This window comes from Pseudomonas sp., assembly GCF_049590575.1.
Taxonomy (GTDB): Bacteria; Pseudomonadota; Gammaproteobacteria; order Pseudomonadales; family Pseudomonadaceae; genus Aquipseudomonas.
In genome coordinates this window covers 20,581-46,987 of the sequence record NZ_JBAWDE010000397.1, presented here as the reverse complement: position 1 = coordinate 46,987, position 26,407 = coordinate 20,581, and the positions used below count along the sequence as shown (strand labels likewise).

Here is a 26,407-nt window from a genome sequence, read left to right as displayed (position 1 = left end):
GCGGCGGAGCTAGGGTTAGGAACACTGTAACCGCTCCTATTTGAGTGAATAACCGTCTAATTGTGAAATGCCTTGCGACGCCGACCGCGATGGCCCTAAGGGACGTTAGCTGCAGCGGCGCGTCATACAGCTTGTGTTCGCCAATAAAAAGCCATCTGAAAGACGTAGGCCACCTCATCGAAACACAACGATGGACGCGCATGCAGTTGGTTATGCAGTGTGCCGCGTTGCGGATGCATGCCGGTTAGCCTCTTACGCCGTAAGAGATGAGCTAGTGCGTTTGCTCACTATCCCTCGTTCTGTGATAAGAGTGCTGAGCAGGGCTGCGTAGGCCCCATCACGCAGGCGCCGAATTCCAGCGACATTTTCGCCTATTCCATGCATTAGAGGCTGGCGGTCAACGCTTATGGCTGAAGTTTGTATGCCGCAATCGGGTAAACAACGGTTTCTGAACGCGCAGCAAAGGGAATCTATTGATTGGTAGGGTGTGCAAGGGGGGGGGCGTGGTCGATCACTCAAGGTGATGGATTCGGCACTGTCTAACGCGACGTTTGGCACTGCCCCCACGCTTCCAAAGGGGGCTCCTCACCTTTTCAGGAAAACAACTCATAAGAATAACCGATACCTCGATAATCATTAGCGAGAGGACAGGGCGTGCCTTAACCGATAATTTAGGCTCCACGGACATGCCCTGATTCTCTCCAGGGACATGGACAGCCTGAGGCGTTTGCGCCTCGACGAGCTCCTGATGGCTCTGTAAGCGCAAACCGCACAATAAAAATAGGAGGCATAACATGTTACAAGCCACCCCGCGTCCGCCGCGTCAGCGTTCCAACCTGATGGCTGACCATCGAACCCCATTGATTCGTAACTGCTGGTACGTTGCCGGCCTGAGCAGCGAGGTAGGTCGCCACTTGTTGGAGCGCACCCTGCTAGGTACTTCTGTGGTGATGTATCGTACAGAGGAAGGCAAACCGGTTATTTTGAATAACCGCTGCATTCACCGCTCGTTCCCACTCAGTCGCGGTCGTCTGGAAGGTAACGATGTGGTGTGTGGTTACCACGGCATGGTCTACGCTCCCACTGGCCAATGTGTGGGTATGCCTTCGCTGGCAAACCCGCCAAGCCACGCCTGTATTGACAGTTATCCTGTCATCGAGAAAGCCCCGTTCATTTGGGTTTGGATGGGTGATAAAAGCAAGGCGGGGCCGGATTCAGTGCCCGATACCTCTTGGTTGGAACAGCCGGAATGGAAGACTATCGGCGGCAGTTTTAACTTCCATACCAACTACGTGGCGATGCACGAAAACCTGCTCGATCAGACTCATTTCTCCATCCTGCATGCCAAGACCGGTATTGGCACCCCGGCTTATGTTCGCTCTGATCTGGATGTGCGTGCCGAGGGTGATCGGGTGATCATTCTACGTGCTTTGAAAAACTCACCTCCCCCGCCGGTATATGCCGTACCGATGAAACTCGAAGGTCGCAATGTCGATCGTTTTTCCGATGCGCGTTTCGAGTCGCCGGCCATCCATATCGCTCACGCGAAAATTGTCAATCTGGAGCCTCGGAGTGATGAGGCTCAGGAGTATCGGGCGAATATTACTCACGCCTTCACCCCGGAAAGCCAGAACAGTCTGCATTACTGGTGGTTCAACAGCCGGGACTTCTACCTCACCGACCAAGACATCGATACCTATATCTACGAAAGCCATAAGGCCGCCTACCAAGAGGACGTCGAGGCGCTGACCTGGATTCAGGAGCTGCTTGATCGTGAGCCTGGTCCGGTTGAAGAACTGAGCTTCGGACCTGATAGGCCAGGCATTCTCTGTCGCAAGATCATGCTGCGTTTGTCGCAAGAGGAGCAGAGCCTCATCGACGCCCAGCAACTCTGATCTTCAGGTAAGCCGCGTTGGACCTCTGGTCCAGCGCCAGAAAAACAAGAAACAGGACTGTGCCATGTTGGAAGTAATAGTCACCCATAAGCAAAAGGAAGCGCTGGGTATCTGCAGTTTTGAGCTGGCACGCGTCGACGGAGCGCCATTGCCAGTCTTCAGCGCGGGCTCGCACATCGATGTTCTCATCGGGCCAGGCTTGATTCGCCAGTATTCGTTATGCAACCACCCTGAGGAGAACCATCGGTATCTGATCGGTGTGCTGCTGGACCCAACCTCGCGTGGAGGCTCACAGGCCATGCACGAGCAGATTGTCGTCGGGCAGACGCTGAGCATCAGTGAGCCACGCAATCTGTTCCCCTTGGAACACTCTGCGGCACGTACCTTACTGTTTGCCGGTGGAATTGGTATCACGCCGATCCTATGCATGGCTGAGCGCCTGGCACAAAGCGGTGCCGATTTTGAACTGCATTACGCGGCGCGCTCTGCCGAGCGCGCTGCGTTTCAGGCGCGCATCCGTGAGTCGTCCTTCGCATCACGGGTGCATTTCCACTTCGATGATGCAGAGCCAGCTCAGCCTCTGGACATGGCAACGCTGCTGCGCGAACCGTGTCCCTCGACTCATCTTTATGTATGCGGCCCGACGGGCTTCATGGAATTTGTTTTGCACTCAGCCAGGGAGCAGGGCTGGGGCGAGGACGCGCTGCATCGCGAGTACTTCTCCGCATCGCCGGATGTTCACGCTGGCGGGGCGAGTTTTGAAATCCAACTGGCCAGCTCCGGAGACATCTATGTCATCCCGGAAGATCAAACCATCATTGACGTACTCTACGAGGCGGGTATCGATATCCCCGTTTCGTGCGAGCAGGGTATCTGCGGTACTTGCGTTACTCGCGTACTGGAGGGCGAGCCGGATCACCGTGATTCCTTCCTCACCGACAGCGAGAAAGCTCGAAACAATCAATTCACTCCGTGCTGTTCGCGGGCTAAAAGTGCCCGTTTGGTGTTGGATATATAAGACCGCCCCTCTCCCTTGATTTGGTACGCGGCTAAAAATTCGATTGGTATTTTTAGTCGTGTTGAAGATCTTTTCATATTGCATGAACGGCTAAGTTTGGGGCGGGGGCGAGCTGTTGCTGATGGTTAATAAATAACGCCTTTAAACAATAATAAAAAGAGAATCGCCGTGTATAAAATAAAGTTTGCGCGTCAAACAACAATGATCTGTTTCCTTAGTGCGACTCCGTTCGGTGTGTGGGCTGATTCAATTACTGTGCCGAGTACACTTGAGCAGGCGCGTCCTTCTCGCCCAGCTCTGCCGCGCTGGGCAGAGGACTACACATTCCTGAAGGACGAATCGAAAAAGACCGATCCCTTTGACTCCCTTCGTTATATTCCGCTGGGTGAGTCGGCCTGGCTGCAAACGGGTGCAGAAATGCGTTATCGCGCGGATGCGATCGATAAACCATTTTTCGGTTTGCGCGGCATAAATGACGACAGCTACTTGCAGCAGCGTCTGCAACTGCACGGTGACTTGCACCTCTTTGACGATCAGATTCGTGTGTTTGCCCAGTTACAGAACACACGCACTTGGGGCAAGGATCTATTTTCGCCTTTCGATGAAAGTCGTAACGAGTTCCAACAAGCCTTCGTGGATTGGAACCTGAAGTTCAATTCGGGTTATCGCCTGACTACGCGCTTGGGGCGTCAGGAACTGGTATATGGCAGCCTGATGCTCATCAGTGACCGGGACGTGCCCAATATCCGCGGCAACCTGGATGGCGCCAAGGTCATGCTAAAGACTCCGGGCGGTATTTCGGTGGATGCGTTTGCGCTGCGTCCGGTCGACTACGGGCTGAAATCTTTCGACGACCAACCTAGTGATAGCGTCAAGTTCTACGGGGTCTACAGCACGGTTCCTGTCAGCAAGGCAGTGAACTTCGATTTCTATGGACTAGACCTGGAAACCAAGGATCGTAATCTCGCGGGAGTGATCGGTGACGAGAAGCGTTACACGGTCGGGACCCGGATTTTTGGTAAGAGCAATGGTTTTGACTGGACCTGGGATGCCGCGGGTCAATTTGGCCACCTCGGCGATGCGCAGATCAGGGCTTGGTTCGTGTCCGGTGCCACGGGCTATACCTTCAATCATCCTTGGGCACCACGAATCGCGGTGCGCTCAGATATTTCCAGCGGTGATTCAAAGCGTGGCGACAATAAAGTCGGAACGTTTGACCCGCTGTATTCGAAAAATGGCTATTACGGCGAAGCCAGTTTGACCACGTTGTCCAACCTGATCGTGCTTGGGCCCAGTTTTGCGTTTTCTCCGGCGCCGCAAATTCGCATTGAGCCCGCCATTTACAAGGCGTGGCGTGAGAATACCAATGATGGTGTCTACTTTACGGGGATGTCCCTGGTACCTAACAGTGCGAACGCCTCCGGCAAGTCGGTGGGTACGATCTACAAGGCCACCGGCCGATGGCTGGCATCACGTAATGTCACCGTCGATATGGATTGGGAATACTTCGACGTGGGTAGGGCAATAAAGGAAGTCGGCGGACAGAGCGTCCACTTCGTGAGTTTACGTACGACGTTCCGTTATTGATGATAAATAAAAACGATCTCTGCTTAAGCATTTTGCAGTCGGTTAGATGGCTGTCTGGAATATGATGAAACTACGCCTGGTCGTCCTCGCAGCGGACAGCTGGCTCTCAAACGATAAAAATAAAAGGTCCCATCCATGAACGTTCAGACTGTGGATATCAAACAGTGGATCGATGATCGATCCATGTCTCGCTACCAGTGGTTAATTCTTTTTCTGTGCTTCCTGATCGTTACCTTTGACGGCTTTGACGCCGCCATCATGGGCTTCATCGCCCCTGCGGTGATTCAGGACTGGAGCATCACCCGTGCCGCGTTCGGACCGATTCTCGCTGCCGCAATGGTGGGCCTGGCTGCTGGCGCGTTGATGTCTGGACCCTATTCCGATCGGCTGGGGCGCCGTCGTGTGTTGCTTTGGTCGGTGGCGTGCTTTGCTGTATTCAGCGTGCTCTGTGCATTTGCCCGTTCGCCGGTGGAGCTGGCGGTTTTACGGTTCCTGACCGGCCTGGGATTGGGGGCTGCAATGCCCAACAGCACCACACTGCTGTCGGAATACATTCCCAAGCGCCATCGCAGCTTTCTCATCACACTGATGTTCATGGGTTTTGGTCTGGGGTCTGCCATGGGTGGATTCGTTTCGGCCTGGATGATTCCGCACTTTGGCTGGCATGCAGTCTTGCTGTTGGGCGGGATTCTGCCGCTGCTGCTGTTGCCGGTGCTCTACTTTCTGCTGCCCGAGTCGGTCGACTTCATGGTCAACAAACAGTATCCGCAGGCCCGAATCATCACCGTGCTTAAGCGCATGGGCGGAACGTTCAACGACAGTGTGCGGTTCACTCTCGCCGAGGTGGTGCCCGATCAAGCATCCGGTGGCAGGGTTCGTTATCTGCTAAGCGGTGAGTATCGCTGGCGCACATTGAGCTTGTGGATGACCTATTTCATGGGGTTGCTGGTTATTTATCTGTTAACCGGCTGGATGCCTACCCTGATCAAGGATGCGGGCGTTACTCTCGAGCGCGCCGCCATGGTTACCGCCATGTTCCAATTGGGCGGCCTGGTCGGCATTCTGCTCGTGGGTTACGCCATGGATCGCATGAGCGCCAAGGTTGTTATTGCGGCGGCATACCTGGGCGGGGCGATTTGCGTCTTTACCATTGGCCTGGTCGATATCGGAACCGGACTTCTGGGTGTAATGATTTTCGCTGCCGGTTTTTGCATTAATGGTGCACAGACCGGGCTTAACGCTTTTGCTCCGAGCCAGTACCCCACGGCGTTCCGCGCTACAGGTGTTAGCTGGATGCTGGGCATCGGTCGGTTCGGCGGTATTTTCGGCTCAATGATGGGTGGGGTCCTGTTGAGTTTCGGTCTGCCGATGAACGTGATTTTTGCCGTGCTTGGTGTGCCGGCGATTCTCGCGGCTATCGCGATCCTGTCCAGTCCTAGGCCACGCTTCGAGCGACCCCTACCTGAGTTGAATCACTAAAAGGCCGAGCCCCACTGGGGCTCGGATAGTTATTATCAAATTGTCTGGAGAAGTACACATGGCGCGCATCATCGGTGGACTCGCCGTATCACACACACCCACTATCGGTTTCGCGGTCGACCACGACAAGCAGAATGAAGCGGCCTGGGCACCGATCTTCAAGAGCTTCGAACCCATCAAAGCGTGGCTCGCGGAGCGTAAGCCGCAGGTGCTGTTCTACATATTCAATGACCATGTAACGTCGTTTTTCTTCGATCATTATTCTGCCTTCGCACTCGGTGTGGACGATCATTACGATGTGGCCGATGAAGGCGGTGGCAAGCGTGACCTGCCTCCGATCAGTGGTCACGCGGCACTGTCCCGGCATATCGGAAACAGCCTGATGGCCGACGAGTTTGATATGTCGTTTTTCCGCGATAAGCCGATCGATCATGGGCTCTTCTCGCCAATGTCGGCCTTGTTGCCATTCAAGGATGGCTGGCCTGTAGAGGTCGTGCCGTTGCAAGTTGGCGTGCTGCAGTTTCCGGTCCCAAGCGCCAAACGATGCTACAAATTGGGCCAGGCGTTGCGTCGTGCCATCGAGAGTTATCCGGAAGATATCAAGGTTGCCATCGTTGCCACTGGTGGTGTTTCCCATCAGGTTCACGGGGAACGCTGCGGCTTCAACAATCCTGAATGGGATGCGCAATTCGTTGACTTGTTCGTCAGCGATCCAGAGCGCCTGACTGAAATGACCCTCGCCGAATACGCTACGCTCGGCGGCATGGAAGGTTCGGAAGTGATCACCTGGCTGATCATGCGCGGTGCGCTGTCGGCCAATGTCAACGTGCTGCATCAGGATTACTACCTGCCTTCGATGACAGGTATCGCCACGCTGCTATTGGAAAACCAGGCCAGGGATGTGCCGGTTGACGTACTCGAACGCCACCGCGAGCACATCAATCATCAACTGGCAGGTATCGAAAAACTGGAAGGCACTTACCCCTTTACCCTTGAGCGTAGCCACAAGGGCTACCGGCTCAATCGCTTCCTGCATAACCTGATCAATCCGGTCTGGCGCGAGCGTTTTCTCGAAGCGCCGGACGGCCTGTTTGATGAACATCAACTTACCCTTCAAGAGCGGGACATGGTCCGTCGTCGAGATTGGCAGGCGCTGATTCAATACGGCGCGATTTTCTTTCTGCTGGAGAAGCTTGGTGCGGTGGTCGGTGTGTCCAACCTGCACATCTACTCGGCCATGAAAGGGTTGTCACTAGAAGAGTTTCAGAAAACCCGGAATCAGCAGGTTACGTATTCGGTCGCAGGGAAGCAGTGATTCAAGGCGCTTGCCGGACTACCTCGCGGATCTGTTGGATCAATGCCTCGGCGGCCGGGGAATGCAAACCGTTGGTTCGGTAGATAAGGCCTATGGGGCGGCTGGTGTCATGCAGTTGCAGCTGCAAGCGCTGCAACTCACCTGAAGCAATTTCGTGTTCGAGCTGATGCTCTGAGACCACCGCGAGCATGTCCGAGTGCAGCAGTAATCCGCGGATAATTGCCAGATCGCCGGTTTCTACCACCGGTTCGGGAGACTTGTCGCCCAAGCGTTTGAAATGTGCATCCATTATCAGCCTGGCAGGTGTATTGGCCCTGGGTAATATCCAGTGGGCGTTGCTCAGGTCTTTCGCCGTCACAACCTTCCCTGACAATGGATGCCCTCTTCGAACCAACACCACCATTTCTTCGGTCAACAGTTCCTCGCCATGAAGATCACTGGCATAGCCCGTGGGTCTCAATGCCCCAAATACAAAATCGACATCACCCGCGCGTAGTTCCAGTGCCAGTAGATTGAAGGGGCTTTCGTTAGTCGCGACCCGAACTCCGGGATGATTGTTGATCAACTGTACGATGGCTTGTGGAAGGATCCGAGTACGCCCCAGCGGCAAGGCGCCCACCGTCACGGTCCCTTGCAGGGAACCCTTGAGTGCGGCGATGTCGGCGTCGATATGCCGAAGTTCGTTGAGGGCTCGACGAATGGGATAGAGAATTTCCTGGCTCGCCCGGGTTGGTCGCAAACCACGGGCAGTGCGCTCGAACAGGACCTTGCCAGTACCGCTTTCGAGTATTTTTAGCGCGCTGCTGATCGCCGGTTGCGAGAACCCGAAGGCATTGGCCACGGTCTGCATGTGTTGCGTTTCGCACAGTTTGACGAAAATTTCCAAACGTCGTGTATACAGCAGGTAAAGCTGTTCGTGCACGGTTACCGGCGGCTGGCCGAGCATCGCCGGAATCACCGCCAGTTCGGCCAGGATCCGTCTTGCGCGGGGCAGGATACACTTCCCGTAGGTTGTTAAAAGCATGCCATTGGCATGCCGCTCAAACAGTTGCACACCCAGTCGCGCTTCCAGGTCATGCACCGATCGAGTCACCACAGATTGAGCTCGCAACAACACTTCCGATGCCCGAGAGACGCTTCCATGATCGGCAACCCGAATAAAGGTTCGGATTTGCATCAAATGTGGTAATTCACTCTCGGACATTAGGAAAACTCTTTCAGTTCAGGACGGCATTCGACAATGCTGATAAGTAAAAAGTATAGCATTGTAATTCGAACGCATTAGTCGCTCCCAGGTAGCTGTGCCAGCATTCCCATAAATAAGAGAGGGAGTCCTGACTAACATGAGTGACACTAACGCAAAGACCGCCCTGGTCGTCAGCGCCCATTCCGCCGACTTCGTCTGGCGTGCCGGCGGTTCCATCGCACTGCATGGCCAGCAAGGTTATGGGGTTCATATCGTTTGCCTGTCCTTCGGCGAGCGAGGCGAGTCCGCCAAGCTATGGCGCAAGGGCGAGATGACTGAAGGCAAGGTCAAGGCCGCTCGCCGTGAAGAAGCCCAGGCTGCCGCCGACATTCTCGGTGCCACGGTCGAATTCTTCGATATCGGCGACTACCCGATGCGCGCTGACAAAGAAACCCTGTTCCGCCTGGCCGACGTGTTCCGCCGTGTGCAACCAGAATTTGTCCTCAGCCATTCCTTGAAAGATCCTTATAACTACGATCACCCCCTGGCCATCCACCTGACTCAGGAAGCGCGGATTATCGCCCAGGCCGAAGGTTATAGGCCGGGCGAGAAAATCGTTGGCGCGCCACCGGTGTACAGCTTCGAACCGCACCAGCCTGAGCAGTGCGAGTGGAAGCCTGATGTGCTACTGGATATCACCGAAGTTTGGGACAAGAAGTACGCCGCCATCCAGTGCATGGCGGGTCAGGAGCACCTGTGGGAGTACTACACCCGAGTGGCCTTGCAGCGGGGCGTCCAGGCAAAGCGCAATATCGGCATCACCTCGAAAAAAGATATCGTCTACGCCGAGGGTTACCAGAGCATATTTCCACGAGTTACGGAGAATCTGGGATGAGCATGGTCGGTAAGACAGGTGTGGTCGTGCGTAACATTGAGCGCTCCGACAGTGCGCTGATCGATGAATTGACCCGATACGGCGTCGCTACGGTTCACGAATCTCAAGGTCGTAAAGGACTTCTGTCGTCATCGATACGACCGATCCAGCGGGATATCGCCATTAGCGGTTCGGCTGTAACGGTGTTGGTCGCCCCCGGTGATAACTGGATGTTCCATGTGGCTGTGGAACAATGCAAACCGGGCGATATCCTGGTGGTCGCGCCCAGTTCGCCCTGCAGCGATGGTTTTTTCGGCGACCTGTTGGCCACCTCGCTGAAAGCTCGTGGCGTGTGCGGCCTAGTGTTGGATGCTGGTGTGCGAGATACCAAAACCCTGAGAGAAATGGGCTTTTGGGTCTGGTCCCGTGCCGTGCATGCCCAAGGCACCATCAAGGAAACCTTGGGCTCGGTGAATATTCCGGTTGTGTGCGCCGGTCAACTGGTCAATCCCGGTGACGTGGTGCTGGCCGATGACGATGGTGTGGTGATTGTGCGGCGTGAAGAGCTGCCGGCAGTGATCGAGGCTAGTCGCAAGCGCGCCGATCTCGAAGAGCAAAAACGCCTGCGCCTGGCGAACGGTGAGTTGGGCCTGGACATCTATAACATGCGTCCGCGCCTGGAAGAGAAGGGTCTGAAGTACTACGACAGCCTCGATCAACTGGAGGACTGAGCATGAGCCAGACTCGTATTCCCTGTCTGATGATGCGCGGCGGTACTTCCAAGGGAGCCTACTTCCTGGCCGAGGATTTGCCGGCCGAGCAAGACCAGCGGGATAAAGTTTTGCTGGCGGCCATGGGCTCGCCTGATCTGCGGCAAATCGATGGAATCGGTGGTGCTGATTCGTTGACCAGCAAAGTGGCGATCATCCGTCGCTCAGAGCGTCCAGGTGTCGATGTCGACTATCTGTTTGCCCAGGTAGTCGTGGACCAGCCACGAGTCGACTACGGTCAGAACTGCGGCAACATCCTGGCTGGGGTTGGACCTTTTGCCCTTGAGCGTGGGCTGATTCCGACCCAAGGTGAGGTGACGCGGGTCAGGATATTCATGGAGAACACCGGCCAGACCGCCACCGCTGTGGTCCAGACGCCGAATGGCGAGGTTCGTTATGAGGGTGACGCCAGCATCGATGGCGTGCCAGGCGCCGCAGCACCAGTGATCGTCGAGTTTGACGATATCGCCGGCTCCAGTTGCGGTGCTTTATTGCCCACCGGCAACGTGCTCGACCGTTTCGATGGCGTCGAGGTGACCTGCATCGACAATGGCATGCCGGTGGTTGTGATGCGCGCTGCCGACTTGGGGCGCAGTGGCTATGAAAGTCGTGAACAGCTAGATGTTGATGAAGAGCTAAAGGCCCAGATCGAATCGATTCGTTTGCTAGCCGGCCCATTGATGAACCTGGGCGACGTCACCCAACGTAGCGTGCCAAAAATGTGTTTGATTGCCGAACCCATTGCGGGAGGTGCTATCAGCAGTCGCAGTTTCATTCCCCATAAATGTCATGCGTCGATTGGCGTATTTGGCGCTGTGAGTGTGGCGTCGGCATGCCTGATCGCCGGCGCAGTCACTCAAGGCGTGGCTCGTGTCCCAACCGGTGAACATCTACGGCTATCGGTGGAGCATCCAACCGGTGAGTTTACTGTCGAATTGCAATTGGATAATGGTTCGCTGGTCGGCTGTGGGCTGCTGCGTACTTCCAGGTTGCTATTCGATGGTCAGGTATGTGTGCCCCATTCTATTTGGTCGGGTAAGGCTAGTGGTGACCAATAATGGTGACCTCGATTGATAGCGTTGGGATGATCGGCTTCGGTGAGGTTGGTGCAATCATCGACCAGGATCTGGTCGCTCAGGGCGTGAGGGTGGTGGCTTTTGATCGTTTGATTGAGGATCCCGAACGTCGCGCAGCTCTTGTAGAGAAGGCTCGGACCTGCGGGGTGACTCTGGTGGACTCACTTGAGCGCGCCATCGACAATGTGCCATTGATTATCAGTACCGTCACCGCTGGTTGCGCCTTGGAGGTAGCCAGAAGCGTGGCTGCTCGGCGTCCCCTAGGGCAACTGTTCATGGATCTCAATTCAGTGTCGCCCCGGCCAAGCAACTGGCTAGCGAAGCCATTGAAGGTAGCGGTGGCTGTTACATCGACGCCGCCGTGATGGCGCCGGTGCGACCTCGGCGCCTGAAAACGCCCATCCTGCTAGGGGGGACGCAGGCACTTGCCCTGACCGATGCGTTACAAAAGTTGGGGTTCAATGTGCAAGCGTTCTCCGAAAAAATTGGTGTGGCCTGCGCAGTAAAAATGTGTCGCAGTGTAATGATCAAGGGTTTGGAGGCATTGACCACGGAGTGCCTTTCAACTGCCCGGCAATATGGTGTCGAGCAACCAGTGCTCGAGTCGTTGCACGCGAGTTTCCCCAGCATGGGCTGGAATGCAGACCATCCTCATTACCTAATCAGCCGCGTCGCGGAACACGGTCGTCGTCGGTCTGAGGAAATGCTCGAAGTGGTCAAGACCGTCGAGGACATCGGTATAGCGCCGCGCATGAGCCAGGCCATTGCCGCCGTTCAAGCGGGATTAGTCGACGCCATGGATGAAGCAGAAATTCACTATGCCGACATACTGCAATTCGACTGGAGCAGTCTGGTTGATGCCTTGTACGGCAAGCATGTCGATCCGCAACGAAAGCCTTAAAGCATGACCCCCATTTCAGCGGGGTTTATCAACCTGAGGAAAAACAAGAATGATCGAAAATCGTGGAGTGGTATATCTCGGCAATGGCAAAGTCGAAATTCAGAAAATCGACTATCCAAAAATGCAGGATCCGCGCGGCAGGAAGATCGAACACGGTGTCATCCTGCGCGTGGTTTCCACCAACATCTGTGGTTCGGACCAGCACATGGTCCGCGGCCGTACCACGGCGCAGACCGGCCTGGTGCTAGGCCACGAGATCACCGGTGAAGTGATCGAGAAGGGCCGCGACGTCGAGAACCTGCAAATCGGTGACTTGGTCTCGGTGCCGTTCAACGTCGCGTGCGGGCGCTGCCGTTCCTGTAAAGAGATGCACACCGGTGTTTGCCTGAGCGTTAACCCGGCCCGTCCGGGCGGTGCTTACGGTTACGTCGATATGGGCGACTGGACCGGCGGCCAGGCTGAATACGCGATGGTGCCATACGCCGACTTTAACCTGCTCAAACTCCCTGATCGCGATAAGGCTATGGAAAAAATCCGTGATCTGACCTGCCTCTCCGACATCCTGCCGACCGGTTACCACGGCGCCGTAACGGCCGGCGTTGGCCCGGGCAGCACCGTGTACATCGCAGGGGCCGGCCCGGTGGGTCTGGCCGCCGCCGCTTCCGCTCGCCTGCTGGGTGCGGCAGTGGTAATCATCGGCGACGTCAACACCGTCCGCCTGGCACACGCCAAGGCTCAGGGTTTCGAGATCGCCGACCTGTCCCTCGACACTCCGCTACACGAACAAATCGCCGCACTGCTGGGCGAACCGGAAGTGGATTGCGCCGTCGACGCCGTAGGCTTCGAAGCGCGCGGTCACGGCCATGACGGCGTGAAACACGAAGCACCGGCCACCGTGCTCAACTCCCTGATGGGCGTGGTTCGCGTGGCGGGCAAAATCGGTATTCCGGGCCTGTACGTCACCGAAGATCCGGGTGCTGTGGATGCTGCCGCGAAAATGGGCAGCCTGAGCATTCGCTTCGGTCTGGGCTGGGCCAAATCTCACAGCTTCCACACCGGCCAGACCCCGGTGATGAAGTACAACCGCCAACTGATGCAGGCGATCATGTGGGATCGTATTCATATTGCTGACATCGTGGGGGTTGAGGTTATCAGCCTGGATGACGCGCCTAAGGGCTACGGCGAATTTGACGCCGGTGTACCGAAGAAGTTTGTGATTGATCCGCACAAGATGTTCAGCGCGCCACAATGAACACCACGTTAGTTTATTAGGACTTTTCGACACGCCGGCCGTATTTATCTTTGCAGGTCGGCAGTTCGCCAAATGATGCAAGTCAAAACAACTTGCGAGTCGCCGCATGCGCCACTCTGCTCCAGCGCCGGTTTGCCGGAGGGCAGGCGGGTGTCCCGGTTCTCTACCCTATATGCGGCTCAACCAGGGCGACGGAAGCCACTCCATGGCATGACCTGCTCCATCTCGGCGAGGCAATGCTCGCGACAGACCGATTACTTTTGGCGGAGTGCTCGAAATCGGAAAAGTTCAGTTTGGTTTATGGACTGATAGCTTATAGCGGCTGGACGGTGGCTAATTCGGAATAGGTATGGCGAGTTGTGCTGACTTGTTTGGAGTTCTTAAGCTTCGCGATATGGGCATTATCATTACAACTAGGTGAAGCTGAAAGCCGGTTTGCCATCTGGCAGCGTGACCCCCTAAACAAGTATGTTTTGATCGAGTTGCGTCGCGCTTCACAGCGAGAAATTATAAGTACATAATCAAGGCCATCACCGAAGCGCTATACTTTGGAAATCTAGTGCTTTCAAACACTTGGAGGATGAGTTATGATCCCGTCCGCTGCGCCATATTCAATAACCTGGATGCTGAAAGCCAGGTAATCATAAAGAACCTACTTATTGAGTGAACGTTTTCTTTTTTAGGGTTCCATTATCCCCATATCCTCGAATTTCGTTGCATCGTCAATTTGTCCTCAATCGCGCCGCGTTTTGCCGCAAATGGTCTAGGTAGTTCGCCCATTGCTGTGCCGCCTCTCGGCGTTGTGTTAGCAGTTGTGCACGCGCATACACAGCCCCCAATGCACCTGGCATTCGGTGAGATAACGACAGTTCTAGCACGATTGGATCGATACCTAAGTGCTCATGGGCAATGGTGCGGTAGGTGGCGCGAAAGCCGTGGGCAGTGATGTCGTACTCCGGCCAGATGCGCTGAAAGGATTTGAGCATAGAGGTCGGGTTTATGGGACGTCCCGGATAGACCGGCGAGACGAACACCCAGCCTTTGCCTTCTTCATTCACCACGCGAGTTTTATGTAGTTCGCGTAACAGAACCAAGGCTTGGTCAGGCAACGGCACGATGTGTTTGCTCTTGTCCAGATGCTTGGTTTTGCTCACCACATAACGCCAATCGGCGCCCACCAAGTCGACATCTTCCCAGCGCATCTGCACCAGTTCACCGGGGCGGACGGGCAACATGACCAGCAGGCGCATTGCGGCGGCAACGCTGCCATCGTTGCAGTCATCAAGGCGCACAAGAAACCTGCCCAGGTCGGCTGGCCTTTCGATCGCCGGGTTGCTGGTCACGACATGGCGGATCTTCAACTCCTCAATGTTGCTAAGCGCCACATTACGTTCCACCCATCCGCGCCCCTCGGCAAAGCCCAGGACGGCACGGATGATGGTACGCACCCGCCGGGCCATGGCCATGGTGCGCTTGCGGCGCAACTCAGTGATGATCGTAGTGATGTGCTCCAACTTGATCTCGCTGATCGGTTTTTTGCCAATGGCAGGCAAGATGTGGTTGTTCAGCGCTCCGGTAAAGCCCGAGATGGATTTGGTCACTAGTTCGGCAGACTTGAATGCCAACCATTGCTCGGCCACGTAAGCGAAGGTGCGCTCTTCATTGAGCAACTGTGCCTCGATCTTGGCGGTCTTGGCCTTGAGCGGAGCGGTGTGGTTAGCCACGTCGCGGCGTGCGCCGCGGGCAATGTCGCGCGCCTCCTTGAGGCTAATCTCGGGGTAAGCGCCGATGGAGAAGCGGTTTTCCTTCCCATGCAGCCGATACTTCAATCGCCAAACCTTGGAAGGGGATTTGCCGGCCTTACTCGACGCCCTCACCTCCAAGTAGAGGCCAGGAATTTCGCCATCGGCGTGTTTGCCAGGTTCGGTCAGTGAGCGGATCAAGGCATCGCTGAGTTTTCGTTTGAAAACAACCGCATTATCTGGGGGCATCGGTGGGGGCATCCTTTTTAAGGAACCGAAATTTGCCCCCAATTATGCCCCCATGAGTCGTGGAATCCATTGGATTTAGACAGACGGCTATGGACTTAACCAAACAATAACTTGTTGTTATTAAACGGTTTTATGGAATTTAGTGGAATTCCATTACAGGCTATCGGGGTCCCCGAAAAACATCTGAATCCGCGACCGCAACCACCTTTCCCCCGGGTCATTGTCCTGCGATCCGCGCCACGCCATGTGCAGCTCGAAGCTGCGCACCGGCAACGGCGGGTCTTCTGCGCGCAAGCCACCTGCCGAGGTCAATGCCTCGGCGGCGTAGTCCGGTACGGTGGCCAGGATATCGGTGCCCGCCAGCAGTGTGCCGAGGCCGTTGAATTGCGGCACGGCCAGGACTACGTGGCGTTTGCGGTCGAGTTTTTCCAGCTCCTCGTCAATAAAGCCGCTCAGGTCGCCGGCAAAGGACACCAGGGCATGGGGGCGGGCGCAGAAGTCGTCCAGGCTCAGGGAGCCTGGCACGCTGTCGGCGCGCAGCAGTTTCGGCAAACTGCGGCGCAGTACTTTGCGCTTGGCGTTGGCGGGCAGGTCGGCGGTGTAGCTGACGCCGATGGAGATTTCGCCGGAGGCCAGCAGGCCGGGCATGAGGATGTAGTTGACGCGTCGCACCACCAGCACGATGCCGGGGGCTTCGGCGCGCAGGCGCTTGAGCAGTTGCGGCAGCAGGGCGAATTCGACGTCGTCGGAGAGGCCGATGCGGAACACCGCGGTGCTGGTCGCCGGGTCGAACTCGGCCGCGCGGCTGACGGCGGTGGAAATCGAGTCAAGGGCCGGGGAGAGCAGGGCGAAAATCTCTACCGCACGGGCTGATGGCTCCATGCTGCGGCCCGTGCGTACAAACAGCGGGTCATCGAACAGCCCACGCAGGCGCGACAACGCCGCACTGATAGCCGGCTGGCCAAGGAACAATTTCTCGGCAGCGCGGGTCACACTGCGCTCATGCATCAAGGTTTCGAATACGATCAAGAGGTTAAGGTCGACACGACGCAGGTCGTTACGGTTCATCTTGTGTCCTGGAAGAGTCAGCAAACTTGACGAGAGCGGCCACGTGCAAACAATGACCGGCGTGAATCTTACGGGGAAAGGCTGGTACTCTGCACCGGATAATTGAGTTTTCCTACGATACTTGAGGTGTATGCCTCAGTAGCGGAATCAATGACAGACATGTCGACTATTAATGGCGACCGGTGGTCTTACCCGGAAAGCCCAGATAGAGTTCATGGCATTAGAGGTTACTTTGACGAGGTTTGCGATGTCCCGCACGATTCGTTTTCACAAGTTTGGTCCGGCCGAGGTGCTCAAATGCGAAGAGCATGCAGCCGCGCAGCCCGCACCGGGCGAAGTGCAGGTGCGTGTCGAAGCGATTGGCATCAGCTGGTATGACATTTTGTGGCGCCAGAACCTGGCGTCTTCCCATGCACGCCTGCCGTCCGGCCTTGGCCATGAGATGGCCGGGGTTGTCGTCGCCGTCGGTGAAGGCGTGGATGATTTGGCAGTGGGCGATAAAGTCGCCAGTTTTCCGGCCGAGAGCCCCAATGATTACCCGGTGTATGGCGAACAGATTGTCCTGCCCCGTTCGGCCCTGACCCGTTACCCGGACGTCTTGAGCCCGATCGAAGCCAGCGTGCATTACACGCCGCTGCTGATCGCCTACTTTGCGTACGTGGACCTGGCCCGCGTCAAACCTGGGCAGTTTGCCCTGGTGACCGACGCCAGCCACTGCGCGGGCCCTTCGTTTGTGCAACTGGGCAAAGCCCTGGGTGTACGGGTGATTGCTGCCACCAAGGACAGTTCCGAGCGCGAGTACCTGCTGTCGCTCGGTGCGGAAAAGGTCATCGTCACCGAAGAGCAGGACTTGCTGATGCAAATCAACAAGTTCACCGAAGGCCGGGGTGTCGACGTGGTCTTTGATGGTTTGGGCGGCCCGCAGATGTCTTTGCTCGGGGATGTCCTGGCGCCCCGTGGCAGCCTGGTGCTGTATGGCTTGCAGGGTGGCAACCAGACGCCATTCCCGGCCTGTGCGGCGTTCCAGAAGAACATTCAGTTCTTTGTGCACTGCATCGGCAATTTCACCGGCAAGCCGGAACTGGGCATCGTCCAGGACCAGGTCGCCTTGCAGCGTGCCTTGCGTGACATCAACCAGCTCACCGCTGATCGAGTGTTGGTTCCGCTTAAAACCACGGTGTTTCCGTTCAATCAGTTCGTGGAAGCACACCGTTATATGGACGAATGCCCGTGCCGGGAGCGTGTGGCGTTGCAGGTTGAAGCTGTTTAAAGCGTAGGAATATTCTCAAACGAATGTTTCTGGTTATCGGCGCATGGGGCAAATGCGCCAATTGACAGGGCTTAACCTGCGAAGCCCATAACCCCTGAGATCAGGGCTTTAGCCCACAATTCCTGCCTTTACTCCCAGACGCCGCCCTGAATCCCAGTGCGGCGTTCTTGCGTATGCTGCCTTCATATTCCACGCGTGGCTCATCTGCACTGGTTTTCAGTCAGGTTCTGTATCTATTAATCATTATTCCAGTACCGATAATTGCATCTTCGCTTTCATCTCAAGGACTGAGCAATGAATGACTATCAATTGGATCGGTGTCGAGTTCTTCGAACTAATACCGTTGCACCTGCACTGCACCGGATGGAGAGGGATTTCCAGGAAAAACCTCAATTCAATAAATTGGAAAGTTGTTTGAGTGAATTTGTCGGGCGCTTCTTTAAATTGTTGGTCAACGATTTGTAGGGCGGTGTCGGAAACGTCCTAGGGCTGCACCTTGGTGCAGGTAACCCCCTGAAACCGGGGGTGTCGATCGTTTGCCGGGCATAGGCCGCAATCAGCAATGTTCGTGTCGTTTTGTTGCGCGCTGCTAGTGTCTATTGATCGGCGCGCGGGACAGCGCACGAACTTCTCACCCGTTTAATAAGTCGAGCAAACACTCTCAGCAGTTGCTTGAATTTTATATTTCAACTTAGGTAGTAGAGCGATGAGCACTATTCACGAACAGGCTATGAATTATGTTTACCTGCAAGTTCTGCAACGTTTGGTTGGACACTTTAATCGCGCTGAACGCACGGCACTCCAATTGTTGATCCAACGCATTGTGGTGGCAGCAGGGGGCATGGAACAGGTCGGAAACTACAAGGTCCTGGTGGCCCACGGTGGCGGTGAAGTCAGCAGCTACACCCTGGCGTTGTTGCGAGCCGCACAATTGTCGATTGCCGGGCGAGCGCCGCGTACTTTTCAGTTGCGGGTCGCGACCTTGCGCCATTCGGGCATGACGGACGCGCAGCTGGAGAACCTCAATTGCGGTTATAGCCGCTTGTTTCTCCATGACGATCCGCGGGTTGAGTTACTCATGGTCGAAAACCACGAAGTGCTGCCCTTCAACCACCTCCGGCCGGCCTCTGCCGTCGGGCGAGAAATCAACCAGCGCAATATGCTGATGATGGGCCATATGACGTCCGGCGACTGTCGTGCGACGTTATGCAACGACACTTACCTGGCCTTGGGGGACTTTTATCAGCGTGTCAGCAGTTGGCATGGCGGTGTGCACGCTTTGGTCAGCGGGGATTCGCCGCGTCATCAGAGCCACTTGCTTGCATGGCTGAAGAAAGCAGCACAGAGCGCTGGCGTCACCATCCCGAAAAACTGGCCGCCGTCGCTCAATGGGTTGTTTGCGCGCATGGAGGAGTGGAGTGTCGGCTATTACCAAGATGTGTATGGCGATCATTATGTGGCCCATGAAAACCCCAGCAAAGCTAGCCATCGCAACCTCGCCTACATCGGCATCGCTGATTTGCTGAGCGACATAGACCTTGCGGCATCCTCCTTGCTCACCGAGTTTATGGCCCACGCCCCGGACCCGCTGGGCTTTCACTTCAGCCACCCGACGTTTTCCATCCCGTTGCTGATGGCTCATCTGCGCGGGCTGCAAGCCGAATGCCTGCGTGAACTTGCCTATGAAGGGGGCGTGGAAGGCTTTATCCAGCAAATGATCCCGTATAGACGCCGCCTGCACATGCCCAAAGAGCTGCTGGCCGAGGCAAGCACCCGCGAAGGTCGAAACGTGGCAAGCGCCAAAGCCAGTCAGTTCTTTGGCCTGGATGAAACCCAGCTGACCTGTCTGCTGTTCTCGCCGTTTATCCATCATGGCGAAAGGCTGGAAGGTTATTTGCGCCAATGCCATCCGGGGATGCTGGTGGCACTGCCGGAACTGCACAAGGTGCTGCAGGGCAAGCCATCCGCGGAAATGTTGCAGCAGTGGGTCATGGACACCAGCGGCTTACCCATCGCCTTGTTGCAGCACCTTTACCGCAAACGGCCGCAAGTCAGCGTGAAAGGCCCTATGCGCGATGACCGTGCAACCGCCCGCGGCGCCGGGCAGGCCTTTCAATTGTCTGGCCGATGATCCTGCGCGGCGAACGACAGGCGGATTTCGCCTACCAGGCGGTCTATCGCTATATGATCAGCTTGATCAACGAGGTCGGCACGGATGCCCGGGTAAAGCTGCCATCCCTGCGGCAGTTGGCCGGGCGCCTCAATGTGTCGATTTCGACCATCCAGTACGCCTATTCATTGCTGGAAAAGGAGGGCAGGGTCTATTCCGTGGCGAAGTCGGGGTATTACGCCTGGCCCATTTCGGCCAACCCGGTCAACTGCGCCGGTGGTGACTTGCTCGATCGGCTTTACGCAGCGGCGCGCCGTCCCGGCATGTTGGTACTCAGCGGCGATGAGCCCGCATTGTTGGCCTCTCTGGATGCAGACCTGCTGCGCCAGGAGCGCGAGCTGGTCCGCCATTACCCGCGCCATTTGCAACCGTGGTCCCAGCCTTGCGGCGTCTGGGAGTTGCGCGCGGTGCTGGCGGCACGCTACACCTCATCGCCCACTCACTGCTGGCATGCCGACGATGTGTATCTCGGTGCCGATCTGCGCGGTGTCCTGGAGATCCTGGTTGAGGTGCTTGGCCTGAGGGGTACCACCGTCGTGGTGGAATCGCCCTGCGACTGGCTGATCCTGCGCCTGTTCCGAGAGGCAGGTGTGCACCTCATCGAGCTGCCCTGGACACCGGAGGGGCGCCTGGACACCGCAACCCTTGACCAACTGCTACATACTCATCCGGTGCAACTGGTGGTGCTGTCGTCCGCCACCAGCCTGCCCTCGGGCGTGGCCATGCCTGCCGATGACCGCCAGGAGCTGGCGCGCCTGCTGGATCACTACGGCTGCTGGTTGCTGGAGAACGACACGTTTGGCGAGCTGGGTTTCCAGGCGTCGCAAACGGCATTGCGAGAGGGGGTGAACCCGGAGCGGTTGATCGTGTTTTCTTCGTTCGAGAAAGTGCTGGGGGCGGAGGCGCCCTATGGCTACCTGCTGTCACGGCGCATGAGCAGTGAATTGCAGCGCCAGTTTCTGCTGCGTTCGTTCCGGCTGTCATCGATTCGCCAGCGTGCAATCGCACGCTTGTACCAAAGTGGACGCATCGACCAGCACCTGCGCGCACTGCGCCAGCAGCTTGAAGCACAGGCCGAAGAAATGAGCCAGCGCATCGGGCAGCATCTGGGCGATCAAGTCACCTATCGGGCGCCGGCTGCGGGAGCGGCCTTCTGGCTTGAGGCCACCCCTGCTGTGGATATGCGCCAGGTGTTCCAGCGGCTGCTGACCCAGCAAGTGGTGATCGCGCCCGGTGAACTGTTCAGCGTCAGCGGCTTGCACCGCCAGCATCTGCGCTTGAGCCATACCTTGCACGGGCAGCCCGACCTGAGTATTGCTTTGACAGCATTAAGCGAAGCGTTGCGTCAGGCCCAGATTGGCTGAGTGAATGAAGTTTCTCTTGATGCGGTAGGATCGATACCGTCGCGCAGCAGTCCAACTCTCAGTAAACTGCCATTTTCCCCCAAATCCTTCTTTCCGAGGTTTATGCATGACAATCAGTCCTTTTGCGGGCAAGCCGGCGCCAGCCCAGTTGCTGGTGGATATCCCGCGACTGGTCACGGCCTATTACACCGGCCAGCCTGATGCAGCAATCTCCACCCAACGCGTGGCTTTTGGTACCTCCGGGCACCGTGGCAGTTCGTTCGAGCTGAGCTTCAACGAATGGCACGTGCTCGCCATCAGCCAGGCCATCTGCCTGTACCGCGAAGCCCAGGACATCAACGGCCCGCTGTTCGTAGGCCTGGACACTCATGCGCTGTCGACGCCTGCCGGTGCCAGTGCCCTGGAAGTGCTGGCCGCCAACGGCGTGCACGTGATGCTGGCCGAGGGCGATGAATACACGCCAACCCCAGCGATTTCCCACGCGATCATTTGCTACAACCGTGGCCGCACCACCGGCCTGGCGGACGGCATCGTGATCACGCCGTCCCATAACCCGCCGCAAAGTGGTGGTTACAAATACAACCCGCCCAATGGCGGCCCGGCCGATACTCACGTCACCAAGTGGATCGAGGCCAAGGCCAACGAATTGCTGGCGAATAAACTGGCCGGGGTCAAGCGCATCTCCCACGCTCAGGCGCTCAAGGCCGACACCACTCACCGGCATGACTACCTCAACAGCTACGTCGCCGACCTGGTCAACGTCATCGACATGGACGCCATCCGCAGCGCCGACCTGCGCCTGGGCGTCGACCCGTTGGGCGGAGCAGGGGTGCGCTACTGGTCGGCGATTGCCGAGCACTATCGCCTCAACCTGGAGGTGGTCAACACTGAAGTCGACTCCACGTTCCGTTTCATGAGCGTCGACTGGGATGGCCAGATCCGTATGGACCCGTCCTCCAGCTACGCCATGCAGGGCCTGATCGGCCTCAAGGAACGCTTCGACGTGGCGTTCGCCTGCGACCCGGACCACGACCGCCATGGCATCGTGACCCCGTCCGGTGGCCTGTTAGCCCCGAACAACTACCTGGCCGTGTCCATCGACTACTTGTTCCAGAACCGTCCTGACTGGCGCGCGGATGCAGCCGTGGGCAAGACCGTCGTCAGCAGCGGACTGATCGATCGCGTGGCGGCACGCATTGGCCGTCGCCTGTACGAAGTGCCGGTGGGCTTCAAGTGGTTTGCCGATGGCCTGTTCGAGGGCTCATTGGGCTTTGGCGGTGAAGAGAGCGCCGGCGCCTCGTTCCTGCGTAAGGACGGCACGGTGTGGAGCACCGACAAGGACGGCCTGATCCCGGCGCTGCTGGCGGCGGAAATGACCTCGCGCAAAGGCCAGGACCCGAGTCAGATCTACCGTGGCCTGACCGATGCCTTGGGTGAGCCATTCGCCATTCGTGTCGACGCCAAGGCCACCCCGGCGCAAAAAGCCCTGTTGGGCAAGTTGTCGCCGGACCAGGTGACGTCCACCGAGCTGGCCGGGGAACGCATCCAGCAGATCCTCAGTCACGCACCGGGCAATAACCAGGCGATTGGCGGCTTGAAGGTCATGACCGAAAACGGCTGGTTTGCCGCGCGGCCCTCGGGCACCGAAGACATCTACAAGATCTACGCCGAGAGCTTTATTGGCGAAGATCACCTCAAGCAGTTGGTGGAAGAGGCGCAAGTGTTGGTAGACGGCGCCATCTCCGAGTAACCGACGTGACCTGGTAAGAATGTGGGAGGGGGCTTGCCTCCTCCCACATCAGGTTTTGCCCAGGTTTGAGATCAGGCCAGGTCGACCAGCACGATCTCGCTGTCTTCCAGCGCCGTCACCCGCAACACCTGCTCATCCTCCACCGCAACACCGTCTCGAGCTCTCGCACGCAAGCCATTGACTTCAATCACACCGGTCGCCGGCACCAGATACGCGCGCCGCCCGCTGTCCAGCCGGTATTCGGCACTTTCCCCGGCTTTCAGATTAGCCGCCACCAGGCGTGCATCGGCACGAATGCGCAGGCTTTCGCTGTCACCCGCCTTGCCGCTGGCCAGGGTTACAAACCCTTCGCGATCACCTTTGGGAAAGGGCTTGGCGCCCCAGGAAGGCGGCAGGCCGGCTTCGTTCGGGATAATCCAGATCTGGAAAATCTTGGTCGGCGTTGCCTCCAGGTTGTATTCGCTGTGGGCAATTCCGGTGCCAGCGCTCATGACCTGCACATCGCCGGCCTCGGTGCGACCTTTGTTGCCAAGGTTGTCGGCATGGCTGATAGCACCTTCACGCACATAGGTAATGATCTCCATGTCGCGGTGCGAGTGCTGCGGGAAGCCGGTGCCGGGGGCGATGATGTCGTCGTTCCAAACCCGCAAGTTGCCCCAGTGCATACGCTTGGGATCATGGTATTGCGCAAATGAAAAATGGTGATGGGCGTCAAGCCAGCCATGGTGGGCGCCGCCCAGGGCGTTGAAAGGTCGAAGTTCAAGCATGATCGTCTCCTGTTGATGGCGCCCATGATCCAACAGGCCATGATCGATAAAAAGCGTAAAAAATGCCTGATTCCTATCGATGGGTTAGATTGATTACCGGCGTTTTGACTTTCACTTCATCGCCTAACTGCATGACGGTAAAGCAATTGGCTGGAACTGAACGGCGATTCCGGCGACCATGGCGCACTTGTTGAAACCCAGCTCATCGCAGGAGTCCGCGTGCCGCAACAACAGCCTGATTTGCCCCCTGAACTGCGACCTATCGCCGAAATGCCGTTGTTCAAACGCCTGGCGGCGCGCCTGTTTGGCCACGGCCTGACCCGCTTGCGCGCCCAGCACCGGTTTTCCTGGTTGCATGGGCAGGCGGACGGTTTCCGCAGCGGCCATGAGGCTGGCGTGGAGTACGGTTACCGCGAGGGCAAGGCCGACGGCATCGAGGAAGGCCGGCAAGTCCTGCTGATCCGCGACTTCCGACCGCAAGAACATCGTGCGCCGGGGGTGGACGACAGCCTGTTCGACGATTGGCGCCTGCCGCTGACCGCCGAGATCAAAAAGCGCATCAAGGCCGACGTGGCCCGCCTGCTGCCGGCCCACGCGCAGCCCAGCGCGGCGCAATGGAAGATGATTTTCAGCGATACGCCGTCGACTTCGGTGATTGCTGGCGCCGGCGCCGGTAAATCCACCTCGTTGGTGCTGCGGATTTTGCTGCTCACCCACTACCTGGGCTTCGAGCTGAGTTCGATGACGGTGGTGACCTTCACCCGCGAGTCGCGCAAAGACTTCGTCAACAAGCTCATGGAAATTCTCAGCCTGTGGGGCCAACCCCTTGGTCTGAAAGAGGCCCAGGCGGTGGTGCGTACCTTTCACTCACGCATCCTGCCCATGGTGCGCAGCTTGCCGGGTTTTGAACGCCTGCAGGCGTTCGAGAACCTCAGCAGCGGTTTCGAGGATGCCGACAGCAACCCGTTCGACCTGCGCATCAGCGATGCCCAGCGCCAGCAGATGAATGCCTGCTACCACCAGCTGCATGGCTGCCATGCACGGTTCCGCGAGCTGATTACCCCGTTGGCTCGCCAAGGCTTGCAACTGCGGGAGTTGGAGCGAGATCACCCGGATGTGCAAAAGCGCATGGCGGTGACCGAGCTGGCCGCCAAGCGCGACGAAGAACTCTGTGATGTGATCGAAGACCTGTGGTTTCGCGCCGGTGCCTGGCCGATCAAAGGCATTGAGCCCAGCCGCCAGACCTTTGAAATCAATGGCGCGCAATTTCACTGCCACGGCTATATCCCGGAGTTGGATGCCTGGGTGGTGCTGGGCTTCGATGCGCGGGAAAACCCTCAGATCACCCGCCCCAATGCGAAACTGTCGGTGCGTGCCGAGTGGGCAGTCAAGCGCACCCTGTTTCAAGCTTTCTGCCGTAAACCATTGATATGGCTGGATAGTTACGAGTCATCAAAGCGCATGCTCAGCAGTCTGGCCGGTGATGCCAGCGCAGGGCCCGGGTTTGATTACAAGGTAAAGGGCGAGCTGGCCTCTGCACCCTTGCTGGACAGTTTTGTGATGGCCGCCGGGTTTATCGAAAACCTCGGGCTGGACGTACCCACGGCTGTCGGCCAGATGAGTTTCGCCAAGGACGACCCGGACCGCTTGTTCTTTGAGGCCCTGAGCATTTTCTGGAAAGCCCTGGAAGATCATCTGCTCGATCAAACCCCGCCGATCATGACCTATAACCGCATGTTCTCGCTGTTCGGCGAAAACACCCCGGAAAACCTCAAGCTGCTCAGCGACCCGCTGCTGCGACCGATGTCGCACCTGATGATCGATGAATTCCAGGACGTCTCGCCGCAGATCGTGTCATGGATCCGCGCCAGCCTGCGCGAAATCCGCAGCCGTGGGCCGGCGATGCATGTGGGCCGTGGAGCCCAGCGTTCGTCCTTGCTGTGCGTGGGGGACGACTGGCAGTCGATCTACGGATGGCGCGGCAGCTCGCCCAAGTATTTCATGGCGTTCAACCAGGAGTTCCCGTCGCCGAGCACCACCCGCGTGATGTTGAGCGAAAACTACCGTAGCCATCAGCACATCATTGATGCGGCCGAGCACATCGTGCGTGCGGCGCCGGCGATCCCTGGCAAGAAGGCCAAGGCCGGCGGGACGCCCAAGGCTCTGGTGCCGGTTACTGTGCTGGAGCGGGACGACACTGCACTGGGTCGACAGCTGCTCGAACATTACCAAAGGGGCGATTCGATATTAATGCTGTATCGAAAAAGCAGCGATAAGCTATTGATACAAGAGCATATTCAGCCAGCAGTTAATGTGGATTCTAGCTTGCCGCCCGACGCGCGAAGGTTGAAACAACTGACCTATCACAGCGCCAAGGGCCTGCAAGCGGATGCGGTGTTCCTGCTCGGGGATTGCCAGCATGTGACCAGCTCGCCTTACAAGAACCAGGTGTATCGCATGGCGGGCCTGGGCAAGGACGGCGACAGCGAACCCTATGACACCGCGCAAAAAGACGAGGTGCTACGCCTGGCCTACGTCGGCATTACCCGAGCGGTGAGCCACTGCTATTGGTATGTGGAAAAGCCCGAAGGCCAAGCGGTGAACGTGCCAAAGGCGTCGGAGCGGGTCGATGGCAAGAAAGCGTTTTTCGACGACAGACGCGGCTGACGATTGA

Annotated in this window: 20 protein-coding genes; 16 read left to right on the top strand and 4 right to left on the bottom strand. The window is 57.3% G+C overall.

Annotation, left to right across the window (positions count from 1 at the left end; translation table 11 throughout):
* The first annotated feature begins 794 nt into the window (after positions 1 to 794).
* From WBR57_RS27835 to WBR57_RS27815, 5 genes are all read left to right on the top strand, one after another.
* Positions 795 to 1,895, top strand: a complete 1,101-nt coding sequence (locus tag WBR57_RS27835) for an aromatic ring-hydroxylating dioxygenase subunit alpha (RefSeq protein WP_163003233.1) — start codon at positions 795 to 797, stop codon at positions 1,893 to 1,895.
* A gap of 64 nt (positions 1,896 to 1,959) precedes the next feature.
* Complete coding sequence (locus WBR57_RS27830) at positions 1,960 to 2,913, top strand: PDR/VanB family oxidoreductase (protein ID WP_122540722.1); 954 nt, start codon at positions 1,960 to 1,962, stop codon at positions 2,911 to 2,913.
* A gap of 168 nt (positions 2,914 to 3,081) precedes the next feature.
* A complete protein-coding gene (locus tag WBR57_RS27825; RefSeq protein ID WP_240055773.1) occupies positions 3,082 to 4,500 on the top strand; it encodes an alginate export family protein in 1,419 nt (472 codons plus the stop codon).
* A 135-nt stretch (positions 4,501 to 4,635) separates the two neighbouring features.
* Entirely contained in the window at positions 4,636 to 5,979 is a 1,344-nt protein-coding gene (locus WBR57_RS27820) for an MFS transporter (RefSeq protein WP_122540780.1), read from the top strand.
* Positions 5,980 to 6,037: 58 nt separating this feature from the next.
* A complete protein-coding gene (locus WBR57_RS27815; RefSeq protein ID WP_122540781.1) occupies positions 6,038 to 7,294 on the top strand; it encodes a gallate dioxygenase in 1,257 nt (418 codons plus the stop codon).
* A 1-nt stretch (position 7,295) separates the two neighbouring features.
* Here the strand turns inward: WBR57_RS27815 and WBR57_RS27810 are convergent, their stop codons facing one another.
* Positions 7,296 to 8,498 (bottom strand): LysR family transcriptional regulator, encoded by a 1,203-nt coding sequence (locus WBR57_RS27810; RefSeq protein WP_122540782.1) that lies wholly within the window; start codon positions 8,496 to 8,498, stop codon positions 7,296 to 7,298.
* Positions 8,499 to 8,637: 139 nt separating this feature from the next.
* Between WBR57_RS27810 and galB the strand changes: the two genes are divergently transcribed.
* From galB to fdhA, 6 genes are read left to right on the top strand one after another with little or no spacing between them, the layout of a single operon-like run.
* Positions 8,638 to 9,375: a 4-oxalmesaconate hydratase gene (gene galB / locus WBR57_RS27805; RefSeq protein ID WP_122540783.1), complete on the top strand. Its 738-nt coding sequence runs from the start codon at positions 8,638 to 8,640 to the stop codon at positions 9,373 to 9,375.
* Positions 9,372 to 10,085: a 4-carboxy-4-hydroxy-2-oxoadipate aldolase/oxaloacetate decarboxylase gene (locus WBR57_RS27800; RefSeq protein WP_122540784.1), complete on the top strand. Its 714-nt coding sequence runs from the start codon at positions 9,372 to 9,374 to the stop codon at positions 10,083 to 10,085. The genes galB and WBR57_RS27800 overlap by 4 nt, the downstream gene beginning before the upstream one ends.
* Before the next feature lie 2 nt (positions 10,086 to 10,087).
* A complete protein-coding gene (locus tag WBR57_RS27795; RefSeq protein WP_122540785.1) occupies positions 10,088 to 11,182 on the top strand; it encodes a 4-oxalomesaconate tautomerase in 1,095 nt (364 codons plus the stop codon).
* Complete coding sequence (locus tag WBR57_RS27790; protein WP_240055772.1) at positions 11,182 to 11,565, top strand: NAD(P)-binding domain-containing protein; 384 nt, start codon at positions 11,182 to 11,184, stop codon at positions 11,563 to 11,565. The genes WBR57_RS27795 and WBR57_RS27790 overlap by 1 nt, the downstream gene beginning before the upstream one ends.
* Entirely contained in the window at positions 11,565 to 12,101 is a 537-nt protein-coding gene (locus tag WBR57_RS27785) for a DUF1932 domain-containing protein (RefSeq protein WP_240055782.1), read from the top strand. Before WBR57_RS27790 ends, WBR57_RS27785 begins: the two co-directional genes overlap by 1 nt.
* A 49-nt stretch (positions 12,102 to 12,150) precedes the next feature.
* Positions 12,151 to 13,353, top strand: coding sequence for a formaldehyde dehydrogenase, glutathione-independent (fdhA, locus tag WBR57_RS27780; protein ID WP_154950116.1), 1,203 nt, complete (start codon positions 12,151 to 12,153; stop codon positions 13,351 to 13,353).
* Between the two features lie 722 nt (positions 13,354 to 14,075).
* Here fdhA and WBR57_RS27775 read toward each other — a convergent pair.
* Both WBR57_RS27775 and WBR57_RS27770 read right to left on the bottom strand, forming a co-directional pair.
* Positions 14,076 to 15,344, bottom strand: a complete 1,269-nt coding sequence (locus WBR57_RS27775) for a tyrosine-type recombinase/integrase (protein ID WP_122539284.1) — start codon at positions 15,342 to 15,344, stop codon at positions 14,076 to 14,078.
* A gap of 153 nt (positions 15,345 to 15,497) precedes the next feature.
* On the bottom strand, positions 15,498 to 16,412 hold the full coding sequence (locus WBR57_RS27770) for a LysR substrate-binding domain-containing protein (protein WP_028616088.1): 915 nt from the start codon (positions 16,410 to 16,412) through the stop codon (positions 15,498 to 15,500).
* Between the two features lie 247 nt (positions 16,413 to 16,659).
* Between WBR57_RS27770 and WBR57_RS27765 the strand changes: the two genes are divergently transcribed.
* The 4 genes from WBR57_RS27765 to pgm all read left to right on the top strand — a co-directional run bounded on the left by WBR57_RS27765 (position 16,660) and on the right by pgm (position 22,966).
* A complete protein-coding gene (locus WBR57_RS27765; protein ID WP_424088460.1) occupies positions 16,660 to 17,682 on the top strand; it encodes a zinc-dependent alcohol dehydrogenase family protein in 1,023 nt (340 codons plus the stop codon).
* 706 nt (positions 17,683 to 18,388) lie between these two features.
* Positions 18,389 to 19,813 carry a hypothetical protein gene (locus tag WBR57_RS27760; RefSeq protein WP_424088458.1) on the top strand — a complete coding sequence of 475 codons (1,425 nt, stop codon included), beginning with the start codon at positions 18,389 to 18,391 and terminating at the stop codon, positions 19,811 to 19,813.
* Complete coding sequence (locus WBR57_RS27755) at positions 19,810 to 21,216, top strand: PLP-dependent aminotransferase family protein (protein ID WP_424088456.1); 1,407 nt, start codon at positions 19,810 to 19,812, stop codon at positions 21,214 to 21,216. The genes WBR57_RS27760 and WBR57_RS27755 overlap by 4 nt, the downstream gene beginning before the upstream one ends.
* Before the next feature lie 106 nt (positions 21,217 to 21,322).
* Complete coding sequence (pgm, locus tag WBR57_RS27750) at positions 21,323 to 22,966, top strand: phosphoglucomutase (alpha-D-glucose-1,6-bisphosphate-dependent) (RefSeq protein ID WP_424088454.1); 1,644 nt, start codon at positions 21,323 to 21,325, stop codon at positions 22,964 to 22,966.
* A 71-nt stretch (positions 22,967 to 23,037) separates the two neighbouring features.
* On the opposite strand, the gene WBR57_RS27745 is transcribed toward pgm, so the two are convergent.
* Entirely contained in the window at positions 23,038 to 23,733 is a 696-nt protein-coding gene (locus WBR57_RS27745; RefSeq protein WP_424088452.1) for a pirin family protein, read from the bottom strand.
* A 219-nt stretch (positions 23,734 to 23,952) separates the two neighbouring features.
* Between WBR57_RS27745 and WBR57_RS27740 the strand changes: the two genes are divergently transcribed.
* Complete coding sequence (locus WBR57_RS27740) at positions 23,953 to 26,400, top strand: UvrD-helicase domain-containing protein (protein ID WP_424088450.1); 2,448 nt, start codon at positions 23,953 to 23,955, stop codon at positions 26,398 to 26,400.
* Positions 26,401 to 26,407 lie beyond the last annotated feature (7 nt).